The sequence below is a fragment of the Sulfurovum zhangzhouensis genome, assembly GCF_030347965.1.
GTDB lineage: Bacteria > Campylobacterota > Campylobacteria > Campylobacterales > Sulfurovaceae > Sulfurovum > Sulfurovum zhangzhouensis.
Genome location: NZ_JAQIBD010000001.1, coordinates 433674 through 450681 on the forward strand (window position 1 = coordinate 433674; position 17008 = coordinate 450681).

General features: G+C 35.3%; 18 protein-coding genes. 8 read left to right on the plus strand and 10 right to left on the minus strand.

Annotation, left to right across the window (positions count from 1 at the left end):
• Positions 1 to 78 precede the first annotated feature (78 nt).
• From PGH07_RS02305 to PGH07_RS02335, 7 genes are all read left to right on the plus strand, one after another.
• Entirely contained in the window at positions 79 to 822 is a 744-nt protein-coding gene (locus PGH07_RS02305; RefSeq protein WP_289412284.1) for a helix-turn-helix domain-containing protein, read from the plus strand.
• Positions 822 to 1514, plus strand: a complete 693-nt coding sequence (locus PGH07_RS02310; protein ID WP_289412285.1) for a hypothetical protein — start codon at positions 822 to 824, stop codon at positions 1512 to 1514. The genes PGH07_RS02305 and PGH07_RS02310 overlap by 1 nt, the downstream gene beginning before the upstream one ends.
• A 107-nt stretch (positions 1515 to 1621) precedes the next feature.
• Complete coding sequence (locus PGH07_RS02315; protein ID WP_289412286.1) at positions 1622 to 2929, plus strand: ammonium transporter; 1308 nt, start codon at positions 1622 to 1624, stop codon at positions 2927 to 2929.
• A gap of 38 nt (positions 2930 to 2967) precedes the next feature.
• Entirely contained in the window at positions 2968 to 3309 is a 342-nt protein-coding gene (locus PGH07_RS02320; RefSeq protein ID WP_289412287.1) for a P-II family nitrogen regulator, read from the plus strand.
• Positions 3310 to 3473: 164 nt separating this feature from the next.
• Positions 3474 to 4646 carry an ammonium transporter family protein gene (locus PGH07_RS02325; RefSeq protein WP_289412289.1) on the plus strand — a complete coding sequence of 391 codons (1173 nt, stop codon included), beginning with the start codon at positions 3474 to 3476 and terminating at the stop codon, positions 4644 to 4646.
• A gap of 81 nt (positions 4647 to 4727) precedes the next feature.
• On the plus strand, positions 4728 to 5069 hold the full coding sequence (locus PGH07_RS02330; RefSeq protein ID WP_289412290.1) for a P-II family nitrogen regulator: 342 nt from the start codon (positions 4728 to 4730) through the stop codon (positions 5067 to 5069).
• 224 nt (positions 5070 to 5293) lie between these two features.
• The gene (locus PGH07_RS02335) at positions 5294 to 5734 is read left to right on the plus strand and encodes a hypothetical protein (protein WP_289412291.1); all 441 of its coding nucleotides are present in this window, start codon (positions 5294 to 5296) and stop codon (positions 5732 to 5734) included.
• Between the two features lie 73 nt (positions 5735 to 5807).
• On the opposite strand, the gene PGH07_RS02340 is transcribed toward PGH07_RS02335, so the two are convergent.
• Both PGH07_RS02340 and hemH read right to left on the minus strand, forming a co-directional pair.
• Complete coding sequence (locus PGH07_RS02340) at positions 5808 to 6362, minus strand: IMPACT family protein (RefSeq protein WP_289412293.1); 555 nt, start codon at positions 6360 to 6362, stop codon at positions 5808 to 5810.
• On the minus strand, positions 6343 to 7296 hold the full coding sequence (hemH, locus tag PGH07_RS02345) for a ferrochelatase (RefSeq protein WP_289412295.1): 954 nt from the start codon (positions 7294 to 7296) through the stop codon (positions 6343 to 6345). The genes PGH07_RS02340 and hemH overlap by 20 nt, the downstream gene beginning before the upstream one ends.
• A gap of 79 nt (positions 7297 to 7375) precedes the next feature.
• Here hemH and kdsB point away from each other — a divergent pair, with 79 nt between their 5' ends.
• A complete protein-coding gene (gene kdsB, locus PGH07_RS02350; protein WP_289412297.1) occupies positions 7376 to 8095 on the plus strand; it encodes a 3-deoxy-manno-octulosonate cytidylyltransferase in 720 nt (239 codons plus the stop codon).
• 41 nt (positions 8096 to 8136) lie between these two features.
• Here kdsB and PGH07_RS02355 read toward each other — a convergent pair whose 3' ends face one another.
• The 8 genes from PGH07_RS02355 to PGH07_RS02390 form a co-directional block, all read right to left on the minus strand.
• Positions 8137 to 9357 (minus strand): type II secretion system F family protein, encoded by a 1221-nt coding sequence (locus tag PGH07_RS02355; protein WP_289412298.1) that lies wholly within the window; start codon positions 9355 to 9357, stop codon positions 8137 to 8139.
• 23 nt (positions 9358 to 9380) lie between these two features.
• Entirely contained in the window at positions 9381 to 11114 is a 1734-nt protein-coding gene (locus PGH07_RS02360; protein WP_289412300.1) for a GspE/PulE family protein, read from the minus strand.
• Positions 11115 to 11179: 65 nt separating this feature from the next.
• Positions 11180 to 11932 (minus strand): CDC27 family protein, encoded by a 753-nt coding sequence (locus tag PGH07_RS02365; RefSeq protein WP_289412302.1) that lies wholly within the window; start codon positions 11930 to 11932, stop codon positions 11180 to 11182.
• Entirely contained in the window at positions 11925 to 12656 is a 732-nt protein-coding gene (locus PGH07_RS02370; RefSeq protein ID WP_289412303.1) for an ATP-binding protein, read from the minus strand. Before PGH07_RS02370 ends, PGH07_RS02365 begins: the two co-directional genes overlap by 8 nt.
• 70 nt (positions 12657 to 12726) lie before the next feature.
• Entirely contained in the window at positions 12727 to 14328 is a 1602-nt protein-coding gene (locus PGH07_RS02375) for a pilus (MSHA type) biogenesis protein MshL (protein ID WP_289412304.1), read from the minus strand.
• A 1-nt stretch (position 14329) separates the two neighbouring features.
• Positions 14330 to 14743: a hypothetical protein gene (locus PGH07_RS02380; RefSeq protein ID WP_289412305.1), complete on the minus strand. Its 414-nt coding sequence runs from the start codon at positions 14741 to 14743 to the stop codon at positions 14330 to 14332.
• The gene (locus PGH07_RS02385; RefSeq protein ID WP_289412307.1) at positions 14743 to 15396 is read right to left on the minus strand and encodes a hypothetical protein; all 654 of its coding nucleotides are present in this window, start codon (positions 15394 to 15396) and stop codon (positions 14743 to 14745) included. Before PGH07_RS02385 ends, PGH07_RS02380 begins: the two co-directional genes overlap by 1 nt.
• Complete coding sequence (locus PGH07_RS02390; protein ID WP_289412308.1) at positions 15393 to 16925, minus strand: hypothetical protein; 1533 nt, start codon at positions 16923 to 16925, stop codon at positions 15393 to 15395. The genes PGH07_RS02385 and PGH07_RS02390 overlap by 4 nt, the downstream gene beginning before the upstream one ends.
• Positions 16926 to 17008 lie beyond the last annotated feature (83 nt).

Below are 17008 nucleotides of genomic sequence, written 5' to 3' on the forward strand. Positions count from 1 at the left end.
ATTCTAGCATAGATGCCCTAAATTCAGATTGTTGTGCTATGATTAAATATTAAACAATAATGAGAGATAAAAATATACATGAAACATTTTTATACAAGATCAGAACAGATACAGGGTATTATCAAGGGTTTGAATCTTACCAAAACACTCTATGTTTCTTCTATCATCATAGGTCCGGAACATACCGGTAAAAAATCTTTAGCACAATCCGTATTCCCCAATGCACCTATGGTATCAGGAGAGAAGCAGGAAGAGATCAAAAGGGCACTTGCAACTTCAGATGAATTGATCATCACAAATTTTGAAAAACTCAAAAACCAAAGTGAATTGGACTTTACCAATAAACGTATCATTGCTACAGCAAACTATATGGGCAATGCTGCGCTCATCGATGACCTTTTTGCCTTCATTTATACCATGCCGTCTTTAAACCAGAGAAATGAGGATGTCCAATATCTCAAAGAACTTTATATTGAAGACGCAAAATCTACATTAATGATAGAAAACAGCACGATTGACACTGAAAACATACCATTGGATCTTACACTTAATAATAAAAGTCTAAAACGGTCTGTTTATACCTATCTGATTAAACATACTATGGAATCAGATGATATTGAAGAGATCATTTATTACTATCTTCTAAAACACCTTGAGGGTAACGATGCTTACCGGGAATATTTAGGACTTTATGAAAAACCATTGATCAAGGCCGGACTTGAAAAGTTTGGTTCACAATTGAAACTTTCAGAAATTTTAGGTATCAATAGAAATACCTTAAGAAAAAAAATACATGAACACAATATAGATCAGGAACTATAATGGATATCAACTTTGAACCTTTTATAGAATGGGATAACAGTCCCTTTATTTTATTTAGCAATGAAGGGAAGATACTTTACGTGAACCACAGTGCTGAACTTCTATTTGGTTCAGTGAGTACAAAAGAGCTCTATGATTTGACACTTGCTTATGCTTCGGCCGGATTCGGTTATAAGACGACTTCTCTCTCATTGATCTATGATGCATTTATGTTTCACGCAATTACTGTAGGCTATGAGAATGAAGAACAGATATCACTCAGGTTATATCATACCCCGTCAGTGCAACCTAAAGCTAAACTTCATACCGAGTCACTGATCACTACAGATATTAACATTTTGCTTGAAGCCAATATTGCTCTCTTCCAAGCAGAGAACAGTAATCCCCTTTCACTGCTTACGGACCAGGACCTACCTCTATTCAAAATGGATCAAAATCATTTTTCCAAACTCTTGAGAAAAGTGTTTCACTCATTTAGAAGTTCCGACTCTATTGATATCTCTCTGAAGTTGCTTATTGGACAGCATATCATTATCAATAATAAAAAAGAGTCACTTGCAGGTCTAAAAATCACTGCAAATGGTCGATATGTAGACAGTGATGATGAAATAAAAGAACTTGCTGCAAAAAACCAAATCAAAACTGTCCTTAAAGAACACTCTATCCTCCTTGAGATTCCTCTTATACAATAAAAAATTCTTCTTAAGCACACTGTTGATTAAAAATTAATCAACAGTGTGCTACAAATTAATTTAATCCATGATACACTTGTACTGTAATAAAACGTAAAGGATAAAGCATGAAACAAAAACTTTCGGCTCTGATGGCATTTTTGATGCCGATCTTCGCTTTCGCAGAAGATACGCTAGACACAGGTGATACCGCATGGATGATGGTATCTACAGCATTAGTACTTTTAATGACACCAGCAGGTCTTGCACTATTTTACGCTGGTATGACAAGAAGTAAAAATGCCCTCAATACTTTTTCTATGGTGATGGGTGCATTTGTACTTGCTTTCGTAGTATGGGTACTTGCAGGTTATTCAATTGCATTTGGAACAAACAGTAGTGCAATGTTACAAAATGTTTTTGGTGGGTTTAGCAATGTCATGTTAAGCGGTATCAACTGGACTGATCTGAGCGGATCATACCCTACATATGTATTTATAGCATTCCAGGGGACATTTGCGGCGATTACCGTAGCGATTGCTTCAGGTTCTGTTATCGGACGTATGAAGTTTTCTACTTGGATGGTAATTGTAGCACTTTGGGGAATACTTGTTTATGCACCTATTACACACATGGTATGGGGTGGTGACGGAGCACTTCTCTTTGATGCAGGAGCACTTGACTTTGCCGGTGGTACAGTTGTTCACATGAACGGTGGTTTGGCTGGTCTGGTACTTGCTATCTTGATAGGTAGAAGAGCTGGTTATCCAAAAGTAGCTATGAAACCATTTAGTATCCTCCTTACAGCTGCGGGTGCTGCACTTCTATGGTTCGGATGGTATGGATTTAACGGTGGATCTGCATTCGGTGCAAATGCTATCGCTGGTCTTGCTGTACTCACTACAACTGTTGCAACTGCTGCAGCTGCTGTAACATGGATGCTTGTTGAGTGGTTTGTCTTTAAAAAGCCTACACTTCTTGGAATTGCATCAGGTATCATTGCTGGTCTTGTAGCAATTACGCCTGCAGCTGGATTCGTAAGCGTTGGTGGAGCATTTATAGTAGGTATCGTTGGATCACTTATCGCATTCTGGGGTGTAGTATCATTGAAGAAATTGTTTGGTTATGATGATTCTCTAGATGCATTTGGTATCCACTTCCTAGCTGGTCTATGGGGTGCACTTGCAACTGGTCTACTTGCACTAAATGATCAAGATCTTCTTTGGGATGGTCCATTGAAAGCTGATGGTGACAGAATGGCACAGTTCTTTGTACAAGTTGAGTCAGTAGTAGTGGTTGGACTATGGACATTGATCGGTACTGTGATTGTCTACTTCATTGCTAAAGCGATCACGGGTGGATCAAGAGTGGATGAAGAGACTGAAGAGATCGGTCTTGATGAAGCTGTACACGGAGAAAAGGCTATGACCCTATAAGGGGGTCCCGCCTTTCATTAAATTCAAAGGATATATTTATGAAAAAGATAGAAGCAATCATTAAACCATTTAAACTTGAAGATGTTAAAGATGCTCTTGTAGAAGCAGGGATAGAAGGTATGACCGTTTCAGAAGTAAAAGGTTACGGACGTCAGCAAGGACACTCTGAACTCTATAGAGGAGCAGAGTATGTTGTAGAGTTTATTCCAAAAATAAAGATAGAGATCGTTGTGAGCAATGATGAATACCTTAATCTTGCACTTAATGCAATCAAAGAGAATGCAAAAACAGGTAAGATCGGTGATGGTAAGATCTTTGTATCTGATATCACTAAAACTATTCGTATCAGAACTGATGAAGAGGATGCAGACGCATTGTAATCGTTACAGAAGGCTCAAACAAGTGCCTTCTGTTTAAAAAATAAACATATTACTTATAAAATACTTAAATTACTCACTCCTACTGTATAAAAAATCACCACTATGTCTTTATAAATTCCATAAATTATAGTTATAATTACTTTATTAATCGATAAGGGTTTAATATGGAATTTAATTATGTAATTGATACCTTTTTTGCACTCTTTGCAATGACACTGATCATCTTTATGGTACCGGGGTTTGCAATGTTAGAGGCTGGATTGGTAAGAACTAAAAATGTTACCTCTGTACTGACAGTGAATGTTATGATCTATGCGGTGGCTTCATTAGCGTTCTTATTGGTAGGTTATGAACTCGCTTTTGGATCATGGGATCATCAAAATGGAATGAGTAAATGGGCTTTCTTCCTCTTCCAAATGGCTTTTGTTGGAAAAGTAGTGAATATTATGAGTGGTGGGGTAAGTGAAAGATCACGTATCTTGCCTCTTGCGCTCTTTACAATCGCTGTAGGTGCTTTCATCTATCCACTGATCGTTAATCTTACATGGGGTGCAAACTTCCTAGAAGGCACTATGCTTGATATTTCAGGGCTGTCTGACTTGGCTGGATCTACAGTTATTCACTCTACCGGTGGATGGGCACTGCTTGCAGCGATCCTTATCATGGGTCCGAGACGAGGTCGTTATATAGACGGGAAAGTCAAAGTTATTCCGGCATCAAATATCCCTCTAGTAACGCTTGGTGCTTTACTGCTCTGGATCGGTTGGTTCGGTTTTAACGGTGGTAGCGTAGGTTCTATCTCAAGTAAAGAGAATGCCGATGCAGTAGCATTAACCATTATGAATACCAATACTGCGGGTCTTGCAGGAGCGATAGCAGGATGGCTACTTACTTACTTTAGATATAAAAAGTTCGATATTACCGTGATACTTAACGGTGCACTTGGTGGACTTGTTGCTATTACTGCAGGACCGGATCAGTATGGAATTCATCTACCGATTCTTATCGGATTTATTGGTGGCGCATTGGTTGTTTGGGCAGTTCCATTCTTTGATAAACTCAGAATGGATGATCCGGTAGGGGCACTTTCCGTACACCTTGTAAACGGTATCTGGGGAACTTTGGCAGTAGGTATTTTTGTTGATAATGTGAGTTTCATGACACAACTCAAAGGTGTAGTAGTCGTAGGAGCAATAGTTTTCCCTATATCTTTCATCACAATCTATGTCATTAACAAGATCTTTGCATTGCGTGCTAATGATGAAGAACAACTTGAAGGTATCGATGCGATAGAGTGTGGTATTGAGTCATATCCAGAGTTCAAACGTAGTATTTAAGCATAATCCTTAGAAGAAAAACGTTAGCTGTCTTTTTTTGACAGCTTATTTATTTTATAATATGCAAACGAAGGAGCAAGTATGAAAAAAATTGAAGCAATTATTAAACCATTTAAACTTGAAGATGTTAAAGATGCATTGGTAGCAGCCGGGATCGAGGGAATGACAGTTTCCGAAGTAAAAGGTTACGGTCGGCAACAAGGTCATTCTGAGCTTTACAGAGGTGCAGAGTATGTCGTAGAGTTTATACCAAAAGTAAAACTTGAGATCGTAGTAAGTAACGATCATTATCTTAACCTTGCACTTGATATCATTAAAGAACAAGCAAAAACAGGTAAGATCGGTGATGGTAAGATCTTTGTATCAGATATCACTAAAACTATCCGTATCAGAACTGGTGAAGAGGACGAGGAGGCATTATAGAGATTAGATATCTCTATATGGCGAAGAACATCGCTTTAATCTCTTACACTTAAAAGTGTGCATGCTACATGCACACTTTTAACTCTATATTTTATCTTCACCATACACATCCTTTAACTACTATAAACTTTGAAATAACTAAAAATTTTTGATATACTGGGAATACTTCAAAAAGGGAAGTAAGGACTCATATTCCTTTAGTAAATAAAATTAGGCAATAAAAAATGAAAAAAAGGCGAGACACGCGACTAGAAGCTGAAGGAGCTGAATTCCTAGTAGTAGGCTGGCTTCTTGTGAATGGTATTGAGGCACATAAGACGTATTCTAAAATGCCTGGCTATGACCTTATTGCTGTTAATGCTGAAGGTAATAATTCTTGTCGCATACAGGTTAAGAGTAGATATCAAACAGGTGTTAGTCATTTTATTATAAAGAACTTTGATTCAGACTTTGTTGTTATTGCTCTCCTAAATAGAGGATATGCCAAGCAGCGTACAAATGGCGAAACCGGCATTAAAGACCCAGAAATGTATGTAGTACCCACAAAGATAATACAGGAAGCACAAGACCCTAACGACGAATGGAATAAGGTTTCACTTAGCAACATACCAAATATTTCTAGTTATCAAAATAACTGGGAAATAATACGTAAAGCACTAAATTAATATGCCTAACAAGTTAATCAATAGTCAGATATGATGTTCAACATAATCTGACTGCCTACTGATTATTACAACATTAGTCAAGCTTTAAAAATTGATCTATCTTCTCTTCATCACTCTTTATAGTCCATGTAACATTCTCTATACCGAACTCCCTATCGTAATGATCAATACCTAACTGCTTCAAACGATAATGTGTTTTATCAACATCACTGTAACTTGTCTCAAAACTGTAAGCAACTTGTTTCTGATAAGGTATTAACTCTGATATATCAAGTACATCTTTTACGGCCTGCGAATAGGCCCTAGCCATTCCTCCAGTCCCAAGTTTTATCCCGCCAAAGTATCTTACGATAAGGACTGCACAGTTAATCAACTCTTCACCGCGAAGGACATTAAGTGCAGGTACTCCAGCGCATCCTTTGGGTTCTCCATCATCACTGCTGTTTTCTACTACCTGGTCATATTCATTGAGATAGCGTAATGCATAGACAACATGATTGGCTTTTGGATTTTCAGATTTTAGCCTGTCTTGAAGTCCATCAAATTCTCTTATTGGGACAAGATAGGTAATAAATTTGGACTTGTTAACCTCTGTAAGAGATTCTGCGCTACTTTGCAGTGTCTGCATTATACTCTTCTACACTCTTTACTATCAAATCAACAAATGCATCACTATCATTCATACACTTCGCTACGATAAAGTCCTCATATTTGATCTTCTCTGCAATTTCGCGTGCTTCAATATCAAGTTCAAAAAGTGTCTCAGAATTATCAATAGTAAAGGCTAACGGATAGATAATTATTTTTCTATTACGTGGGTTACGCAACGTATCTACTAGTGCAGGTTGCAACCACTGTTGTGGTCCTACTTTAGATTGATAAACAAGCTTTATATTATTAAAGAAAATACCTTCAGTCATCAAATAGGTCTTAAGTGCACTTACATTGGCCTCTACCTCTCTTTGATAAGGATCACCGGCTTTAATAATACTCACAGGTAATCCATGAGCTGAGAGTATCAGATCATACTCTTTACTCTCTTTATCTTCTAGTGCCTCTTTGATTTTCTCAGCGCTCGCTTTTATATAGTCAAAGTCATCATAATAACGCTCTTTTATAAACGTTATTTGAGGATGATAGTCTAGCACTTCACATGCTTGAATAAGATCTTCATAGGATGAAAGTGTTGTAGTCGTTGAGTACTGCGGATAGAGTGGAAATAATAATATTTCTTCAATACCATTTTCCTTACACTCTTGAAGTGCTGACAAGGCAAAAGGAGGAACATAACGCATCACAGGATAGATAGGCATAGTAAGCTTGGAACTTAACTTATCTATCAGTTGCATAGTTAAGTCATAAAGTGGTGACTTACCTCCAAGCTCTGCATAGGTTTCCTTGGCTTCATTCAGCCTTTTCTTAATAATAATCGTTCGAACAAGAGGACGTATGAGCGGATTGGGTATGATATTTTTATCGCTGAACATATTATATAAAAAGAGCTTCACTTCATCTAAGTTGTTAGGCCCACCCATATTAAGAAGAAATAGCGCTTGTTTCATATCACTGTCCTTGTTCATGTGGTGTATTTTAACATAGAGAGTGTAAAATTACTTTAAGACTATCAAATAAAGGTAAACTATGATCATTATTCCTGCACGTATCGGTTCAAGCCGCTTCCCCAATAAAGTGTTAGCTGATATCGGTGGTGTACCCATGGTAATACGTACAGCAAAGGCTGTACAAGATATCGATGATGTCTGTATTGCTACAGACTCACAGGAAGTCATCGATATAGCTAGAGAACACGATATCAAAGCAATTATGACTTCCCAAGAGCATCAAAGCGGTACAGACCGTATTTATGAAGCAGCTGTTAAACTTGGATTGAGTGAAAATGAGATCATCATCAATGTTCAAGGGGATGAACCATTCATTGAGACAGATGTTGTTCGAGCGATATTTAATCTTACAAGAAAGAATAGAGATAATGAAGAGATCATGATGAACTCTTGTTATAAAAAAATCACAAATCCTGAGGCAGATGATCCAAATATTGTCAAAGTGGTGACAGACACCGATGATATTGCTCTTTACTTCTCACGGGCAAAGATTCCTTATCCTAGAGACCATCATTTTGATGAGTACAAAGGACATTTAGGAATCTATGGTTTTACCATGTATTCGTTAAAAACATTTTGTAATCTTAAAGACTCTTCACTAGAGCATATAGAGAAACTTGAACAGCTTAGAGCGCTATATCATGGGTATAAAGTAGCGATGATAGAAGTAAAAACGGAAAGTTTTGGTATAGATACACCAGAAGATTTAGAAAGGGCTATTAAACATCATAGGCTCTAAATTGCCTTTTCAAAAAAGAAAAGGCAATCGGATTTAGAATGTTAGTGAACTGCTTTACCAAGATCCCACATAGGCATAAAGATACCAAGCGCCATTAGAAGTACTAATCCCGCAATAAAAAAGAGCATAATCGGTTCTACGTAAGCCGCCAAGTTATCAATCAAATCCTGAAAACGCATATCATAATAATTCGTTACTTTATCTAACATTGCATCAAGCTGACCACCGGCTTCACCTGCTTTTATCATCTGTAGCAACATATTTTCATATAATCCTGTCACATCAAAAGCTTCGGCTAAGTTCATACCTTTACCAATATTTGAATTCACACTTAAAAGTTGTTGTTTAATTGCTAAGTTATCAACCATACCTACTGCAGTTTCAAGTGCTTCATTGATTGGGATACCTGACTTTACCAACTCCCCAAATACCAAGTTATACTTATGCATAGTAGATAGGAAAATTGCTTTATTGATCAAATAAAACTTAGGATGAATCATGATCGTATCAACTTGTAACTTGAAGCCTTTATGGTTTTTATAGAAGTAAATTCCTACATATACAATTGCTGTGAGCCCTATGAGTATGTAAGGACCGTAATTAGAAAATGCATATTCAAGGAAAAGCAAGATTTGAGTCGGGACAGGTAGCTCTGTCTCAAATCTGTCAAAAATATCTTTAAACTTGGGAACAACAACCATGATCAAAATAGTAAATGCAATGGCCATAGCAGCAAGAGTGATCAAAGGTGTACGGATTGCTTTTTTAAATTTAGCAGTGTTATCTCTGATGTTTTCCAAAATATCTGCAAGTTTATGATAAGACTGAGAAATATTACCGGTGCGTTCACCTAATTGAGTCATTGCCAATGCTACATGACCAAACTCATTTTTAAATCTGTCCATCGAATCAGTCAAGCTGCTACCAGCATTGATATCATTACTCATAGTAGTATATATCTCTTTAAGTGCTTTATTCTCTGTATTAGCAGCTACATCTTGCAATGTATCATTAATCGCGATACCGGCATCTGTCATAACCGCGATCTGTCTGAGAGTTGATATCTTATCGTTAATCGGAATCTTTTTCTTAAAAGATTTGGTAACATTTGACATCAGTGAGCTTATTGTATCTTCAAGAGGAGCAGCAGTCTGTTCTGCCCTCATAATTACAGCGAACGGATACTTCTGTTTAGCAGACTGTATCGCAGCCATTTTATTTTTACCTTTCATAAGCTCTTTACGTTTTTTACCTTTTTCCATTATCGTAACATTAAAATAATTCATCACAGCCTCGCTACTCTATAGATTTCATCAATTGTGGTTCTCCCTAAGAGGGCTTTCCCCACACCATCTTCAAACATATTTACAAACCCTTCTTCTATGGCTTGTTTCGTTAACTCTTCTTTAGATGCATTTGATGCAATCATTCTTTGTAATTTATTGGTTACAATCAGAACTTCAGAGATCATTTCACGTCCTGCATAACCACTTTGTCCACACTCTTTACACCCTTCCCCTTTGTAAAAAACAGGGTTTTCAGGTAAATACTCTTTAATTCCTTCTAATAAATGAGCGGGAAGCGTAGCCTCGACCTTACAATGTGAACAAACTTTACGAACGAGTCTTTGTGCCTGTATAGCAACCAATGCACCACTTACAAGATACTCTTCAATACCCATATCCAAAATTCTTGTGACCGCTGAAATAGCATCATTGGTATGCAGTGTAGAAAGTACCAGGTGACCAGTTAGTGCTGCCTGAATAGCGATACGAAGCGTCTCTTGGTCCCTAATCTCACCGATCATGATTTTATCAGGATCCTGTCTTAAAATTGATTTTAATGCAGAAGCGAACGTTAATCCTACATTTGGTCTAACTAAGACTTGTTGAAGACCTGCCATTTGATACTCAACAGGGTCCTCAACCGTAATGATCTTATCTTTAACGTCTTTAATAGCGTTCAATGCACCATAAAGTGTAGTAGTCTTCCCCGAACCCGTAGGTCCTGTAACAAGTACAATGCCGTATGGGGCTTTGATAGCTTCAGAAAATCTATCAAAACAAAGTTTGCTCATACCTGCATCTTCGAGTTTGATCATTGCTTTTGATTTATCCAAAATCCTTAATACAATTGATTCTCCATCGATTGTTGGAAGTGTTGATACCCTGAAATCGAATGCCTTTTGTGCAACTGTAGCAGAAAATCTACCATCTTGAGGTTTTCTCTTCTCTGCAATATCCAAATTAGACAGTAACTTCATACGCGAAGAAAGTGGATTAAAGATATCCTTGTCAAAGGTAAAGCTTTGTCTTAACATCCCATCGATACGATCCCTAACGATACAACTTTTTTCCAGTGCTTCTATATGAATATCACTCGCGCCGGCATAAATAGAGTTTTTCAAGATTACATCAATCAATTTTAAGACAGCAGGGTTTTCTCCTTCTTCTGTTTCACTCTCTTGAGCAAGATCTTTTCTGATATCATTTACTAGACCTTTAATACTCTCATTAATTTCCAACCTTTGTAAATGCTGATGAATCTGTTTTGGGTTTGTAATGGCAATTTTTATCGGTTTCTTAGGAAAAAGTCTTTGTATAGCATCCTGAGCAGCCATATCCAATGGATCATCAAAAACAATATGAACATTTAGATCTGTCTCTTCTAATGGAATAATATTATATTTTATTAGTTGTTTATATGGAAGCTTGGAAAAAAGCTTCATATCAATTTCTGCTTCATCCAAATCTACATATCCGACATTCAGAGATTTTGCAACCTCCTTAATAACAGGAACTATATCTATCCCTTCGATTTTTTCCAGATGTGATAAATTAATAGTCCCTTGCCGTATTTTCTTTACGAGAAACTGCTCTACAGTTTCTAGATCTATCATTCCTTCATTAATAAGGTTTGCAAAAGAAATTTTTAAAGGTGGACGTTTTCTCACTAATGCTGAAATAGCATCTTTTGTAATGAGATTCTCACTCAACATCATCTCAATTAATTTAACCATTTAACATCCTCCTACTAACTCAATTAGTATACCATAATAGTTTCGGAACAAAATTGCATAATTCATTATTTAATTTGTTCTAATAACCTTTTTGCTTGTAATGAATTCGACCTTCTAATATAAGATTGTAATACTTTTATGGCATCTTGTCGCTGTCCCAGTTTTGCTTTTGATTCTGCGAACAATAGCCAACTCTCTTCAAGAGTATCGTCAATTTTATTTGTTTGGAGTGCCCAATATTCAGCTTTTTTATATTCTCCCCTATTAAAATAGCTTCTTGCTAAAAATAAAGAATCATCCGTATCATGTGTTTGATAAAAACGTTGTTCTACATCCTTATAAGCAGTAACACTTGATGTCTCTAATATATCCAAATGCATTTTTTTACTTGAAGCTTCTTCTTCCTGAGAAAAAATATTTGCTTTATTTGTGTTATTTAAAGATTCTACATCTTCTAAAACGGGTTCATTAGAAGCACGGTCGTATGGTTTTGGCTCTTCACTTACAATAATTTCGGGAGCTGTTTTAGTTATCATAACAGGACTAACTGTTTTTTCAAGTTTTTCTAATTTTTCTTGTTCTTTTACTATTGAAATATTGGATTCTGATGAGGGTACATTATTTGTCTCACTGCTTATTTGAATCTTTGGCATGGTATTGAACATTTCTTTCACTTTATTATTCAAAGATTCATTGAAATAAACAAATGATATTGATATAACAAAAAGAGCGAAAAAAATAAGTGAAATATAAAATGGCCGTTTTCTTTTTTTATTATAGACAGACCATTCTTTCTCTAATTTATCAATATCATACATGTATATATCCTAGTTTTAACGCAGCCATTTCAATGATTTTTTTAGAAACTCTCTCATATTGGACCTTTGAAGGTTCATGGGTATCATAATATTCACAAATCTCAAATATAGTAAAAAATAACTTATTACATTCTCTAAAATTTCCATTAGTAAATGAATGTATTAATTTCATCTCTTTTTCTTTAATACTATTAGCTACTTCAAACAAATTTTTTTTAAGAAGTTTCTTATGAACATACGATATTTGATCTTCTAAAGTAGCGTTCTTTAATTCAATCACTTCCCAAATTCTAGATTGAAAATGCTCTTTAGCTATAAGATCTTCATCTTCAGTTTTATGTAGTGAAACAATGAATTTAACAGATCTTGTATCAGAAAGTAATCTAATCTTTTCCATCATTTCAGGGCCATACATTTGTGCTTCATCCAACAATATGATTATTTCTCTTTGACCACGTAAGCCTTTACAATAATTTACTAAAGATGAAAAATTAATATCTGTATTAGCTGGTAGATCTTCTTTTGTAAGCGCTTTAAACAACTTATGAAAGAATTCCTTTTCATTTATTGAAGGAGTTTCAAAATAGTGAATTTCTTTCTCATCTTGCAGCTTCAATGCTATTCGATTAAGAAGTATACTTTTCCCAGTACCAGGCTTACCAAAAAGTAAAATCATTTTTAACGGCTTTTCAATGCTATGCTCAAGCTGTTTAAATGCTGACACTGAAGTACTTAGATCAATGTAGTCATCGACATCTATTGAGTCGATGAATACATTTTTTGCAACCTCATATCTACTTTTCATTCAATTTTGTATAACCAAGGTCTTTTAATGAGACATCTTTGCTATTCTTCACAATATGCGGAGTGATTATCAAGACAAGTTCTTCAACTTTATTGATTTTTTCCTCATATTTGAATGCATGCTCTAGCAATGGCAGATCACCCAATAGCGGAACTTTATTAGTATTGTAACCAGTTTTTGAAGTGATCAATCCACCTAATACAGCATGCTGATCATTTTTCACTGTAATTACTGATGCAATCTGTCTTCTTACCAAATCAGGTGGGATCGCACGTACACCAGACTCTGCAGCAACATTTTTTACAGTATCTGTGACTGACGGATTAATTTTAAGCGTGATCATTCCATTAGAAGAAATCTCAGGTGTTATATCAAGTAGTATACCTGCAAATACGGAATCAACGATTTCACCTTCTGCTGCTACTGCCCCTCCACCTGAACTTGCTGTACTACTTGATTTAATCTTATAGAAAATCTCTTGTCCAACTGAGATCAATGCAGGTTGATTATTCAAAGTCATGACTCTAGGACTAGAAATAGCTTTAACATCACCTTGTGTACCTAGGAATTTTACAACTTCACTTACATCTGTCTTACCAGTTAAAATGAGTGCATTTGCATTTTGTGGAGTTACACCATCTGCATATGAAAAATCTGTTATCCCGTCTGTCACATCATATTCAATTGAGGAAATATTATTCTGATTAAAGAGCAACCTATTCACTGTCACATTTTGCAACGTGAAAAGTTGGCTCCAATCTACTCCTGAAGTTGTACTGTCATCAAATGTAACAGAGAGTATTCTTACATCAATTAAAACTTGAGATTTTAATTGATCGCTTAATGTTTTCACATAACGTGAAACTCTATCTATCTGTTTTTGAGTACCTGTAACAGTAATCATCCCTGCATCTGGATTTACAATCGGTGCAACTGGGTTATATTCCCATACTTTTCCATCAGGACCAACCCATGTATCACCATCTTTAGTATAGTGAGTACTTCCGTCAGATGCACCTATAAGTATACGTTGTACTTCTTTTTCGACATTTTGCCAGAACATAAATTCATCGTTACTTTCAATAGAGATTCCAGTTCTTGAATCATTTGACCCACCACTAGTTGAACCTTGACTAGTTCCCCCAGTACCAGCTGCCGCAGTGCTTTGTGGATTGGCAATTGTTACGTTTGCTGTACTAATTCCTTTTCTCTGCCCTGAAATATAGTGAATTCTAAAAGTTTTAGTAATCAAATAAGAAATTTTGAGTTTATTACCTACAAGAGAATAGTGAAGATCATTATCTTTTAAGATTGTATTTAAAAAACCTTTTAATGTACTATTTTTAAGTTTTACATAATAAAGCTTTTTATTCATTCTCATTTTTGCAGCATCATCATTCACGATCACAGTTAAACCACATGTGTCAGCAAGATTTTCTACTACATCACTAATAGTCAGTTGACTATCTATCGTCACTGAAAACAGTTTTGAAGAACATCCTTCTTCTGCTAAAGCATTATTCATACCAAAACCAAATATGAATGCTGCAATTAAAAAAAGTTTGGTCCTTACTTTCTCTATCTTTCTCATCTTACTTCCTTTCTTCTATCTGAATAAAATCATTTCCGCCTTCAGATAGAAACAATTTCTTAATATTATTTTCATTGCGTAGTACTACACCTCTTTTACCAATATACTTGAGTGTATACCCCATTACCTTCTCCTCAATACCAACCCACTGGTCATTTATATATGCTTTCCCATTAACTATTGCGTGTAAAATGAGCTTTGCATCTTCTTTTTTTTCTGGGATGATAAATGTTACCAGTTTATCCTCACCTTCTTGTGATCTGACAAAAGGTTCTTTGGTTTGATCTAGAGTTTCTAGCTTTACACCTTCCCTTTTCTCATGTATTTGAGCAACCATCTTCTCTATTTGAGGGATAGATAGATCAGCACATGCAAATAAACTTAACACTGTAAAACTTATCGCTATCTTTTTCATTAGTGATTGATCCCCCATACAGAAATATTGATATCTGCTAAAATATCAGATGAATTATTGTCTAAAGACAATTGACTGCCGTAAATATCAGTAACTAGTACGTTCTGTTCTATCTCATTCATAAACTTAACAATACTTCTATAGTCACCTTTACATCCTACAGAAATCTCCAATACATGACCAAAGCTACCGTTGTTATCTACATATTTATTGGTAATATATTCTAATTCAACATTTTGAACTTCTGCCCTATCTGTGATAGAATTGAGAAATTTTGACCAGCTTCTTTGATTGAAAAGCATATCTGAAAGTTTATTGAGACTGTTATCGATAAACTTGATGTTAGAAGTAATCTTTACAATCTCTTCATTTTTCTGTTTAATATCATTATCATATTTTTTCACATAAAAATTACGATCACCGCCCACAGTAATTGAGTTAAGATACGTATTATTATCTGTTAAAGTCTTTTCAATACTTTTTTTCGTAGCTTCACTCTTTTTATACATTGCCTCTGTAGCCGGAAGTAAAAAAGCATATGCCAAATAAGCAATCAAACCTGCTACACCTAGAATCACCAACCATTTTTCACTCTCTTTTTTGGGAGCAAAATACTCATCTAATGCTTCTAATTTATCTTCTATGTACTTCATTTTAAATCCACCTTCAGAAGACCTTTGTAGTAGTTACTCTCTGGGTCTTTTTCAATTAACTCGATATTTATCTGATTAATTTCCTGAAAATGATTATCAGATATATATTTAATTAATTCTGTTAACTTCCTATCCTCCGAACTTACCAATGACAACCATATAACATCATTGTCACTTTTCATCTTTTCTACGTGTACATCATACTTGTCCAGTTCTCCTGCCAAAGTATGGAAAATACCTGATTTCAGACGATAATTAATTTTCTTATCATAAATAGAAGTAAGTGTTTTTGTTTTAGCTTGATACGTAGCTGAGAGTTTAGCAATCTTATCATCTAGCTGAGTAATGATCGCTTTCTTCTCTGCCAATATCTTTTTATATTTTGATGCCTCTTGTGATACTTTGTCATTCTGAATATTTAGTGCATAGACCGTTGCATCATTAATATAAGAGCCTACAAGATAAACTAAAGGATATGCCAGACCTACTGAAATAGCAGCAAATGTACTAATGATAAATTGCCCACTCGCTCTGTTAACAAAAGAAGGTGGACGAGGATATCTTGTCAAGTTTACAATTGAAGTCTCATCTTCCAGGTAATCAAATGCACTCAAAAGCATAAGGAATTGAAGCTGGTCTGTATACCATTCTTCACACTCAATATGGTAATTGAAGTTAAACTCAGAAGATTGTAATCCTAGATAATTTTGACTATAATCATCCAAGCCAATAATTGGTCCATAAGCTGTACCTATGAACATTTGATCTATTCGATCTAGTTCAAATGCTCTCTTAGCATAAATGATAATATCATTAATAGTGATAAAAACTTCGCCGAAGATCTTCATCAAGTTTTCTTGATAACCTTCTCTGGTCGTTTTCATACCTTCTTGCTCTAAAACATTAAAGAATTCTTTCTCTTCAACTTGTTCACCAATTAATTCACAATATTTATTATAAATTGTCTCAAGTGAGAAATCTATAGATTTAGAATAGAGGAACTCTCCATTATGATAAAGGGTAACAAATGCATCAAACTTGGTAAAGTAAACAAAACATTGTGTACCGTTATCATCTAAAATTTCTTTTTTATAAAGTGCTTTATATAACAGTGGTGCAGGAGCAAGAAGATCGATATATTTTGTCTCTTCTTTAATAGATAGGAAACTAATATCTAATGTATCTGGTTCAGCTACAAAGATATGAAATTCTCTTTCTTCTCCAGACTCCTTACTCTCAGTATATGAGATAAGATAGTCTTTTGCTTGATCAAGCCCTAACTCTTCATATGCTTTAATGTCGATAATATCCGGGATGTCTTCTTCGGGGATACTACGACTAATATAAACTGTAGTAGTAATCAAATCTTTATTGCTGACATAAGAAGCAATAAAGTTTGAAGTATTATAAGTAAGTTTCTTAAAAGGCTGAAAAGTATTATCTTTAAATTGATAATATTTTCCGGCATAAGCATTCAAAGTAACAATATTTTTTACAGCCGATTGTGACGAACTTTTTTTCAAAAACATTTTAAACTTCCTTGTATATTGACCAATTATATATGTCTTAATATTAAACTTATCTTATAAAGTTTGGAAGTTTCTTAAAAATC

Bases quoted from the DNA above. Each gene is read 5' to 3' on its own strand.
- PGH07_RS02315 (WP_289412286.1), top strand. From the start codon at position 1,622: ATGAAACAAAAACTTTCGGCTCTGATGGCATTTTTGATGCCGATCTTC.
- PGH07_RS02320 (WP_289412287.1), top strand. From the start codon at position 2,968: ATGAAAAAGATAGAAGCAATCATTAAACCATTTAAACTTGAAGATGTT.
- PGH07_RS02355 (WP_289412298.1), bottom strand. From the start codon at position 9,357: ATGGAAAAAGGTAAAAAACGTAAAGAGCTTATGAAAGGTAAAAATAAA.
- kdsB (WP_289412297.1), top strand. From the start codon at position 7,376: ATGATCATTATTCCTGCACGTATCGGTTCAAGCCGCTTCCCCAATAAA.
- PGH07_RS02375 (WP_289412304.1), bottom strand. From the start codon at position 14,328: ATGAGAAAGATAGAGAAAGTAAGGACCAAACTTTTTTTAATTGCAGCA.
- PGH07_RS02365 (WP_289412302.1), bottom strand. From the start codon at position 11,932: ATGTATGATATTGATAAATTAGAGAAAGAATGGTCTGTCTATAATAAA.
- PGH07_RS02340 (WP_289412293.1), bottom strand. From the start codon at position 6,362: ATGCAGACACTGCAAAGTAGCGCAGAATCTCTTACAGAGGTTAACAAG.
- PGH07_RS02325 (WP_289412289.1), top strand. From the start codon at position 3,474: ATGGAATTTAATTATGTAATTGATACCTTTTTTGCACTCTTTGCAATG.
- PGH07_RS02360 (WP_289412300.1), bottom strand. From the start codon at position 11,114: ATGGTTAAATTAATTGAGATGATGTTGAGTGAGAATCTCATTACAAAA.
- PGH07_RS02305 (WP_289412284.1), top strand. From the start codon at position 79: ATGAAACATTTTTATACAAGATCAGAACAGATACAGGGTATTATCAAG.
- PGH07_RS02310 (WP_289412285.1), top strand. From the start codon at position 822: ATGGATATCAACTTTGAACCTTTTATAGAATGGGATAACAGTCCCTTT.
- PGH07_RS02380 (WP_289412305.1), bottom strand. From the start codon at position 14,743: ATGAAAAAGATAGCGATAAGTTTTACAGTGTTAAGTTTATTTGCATGT.
- hemH (WP_289412295.1), bottom strand. From the start codon at position 7,296: ATGAAACAAGCGCTATTTCTTCTTAATATGGGTGGGCCTAACAACTTA.
- PGH07_RS02390 (WP_289412308.1), bottom strand. From the start codon at position 16,925: ATGTTTTTGAAAAAAAGTTCGTCACAATCGGCTGTAAAAAATATTGTT.
- PGH07_RS02330 (WP_289412290.1), top strand. From the start codon at position 4,728: ATGAAAAAAATTGAAGCAATTATTAAACCATTTAAACTTGAAGATGTT.
- PGH07_RS02385 (WP_289412307.1), bottom strand. From the start codon at position 15,396: ATGAAGTACATAGAAGATAAATTAGAAGCATTAGATGAGTATTTTGCT.
- PGH07_RS02335 (WP_289412291.1), top strand. From the start codon at position 5,294: ATGAAAAAAAGGCGAGACACGCGACTAGAAGCTGAAGGAGCTGAATTC.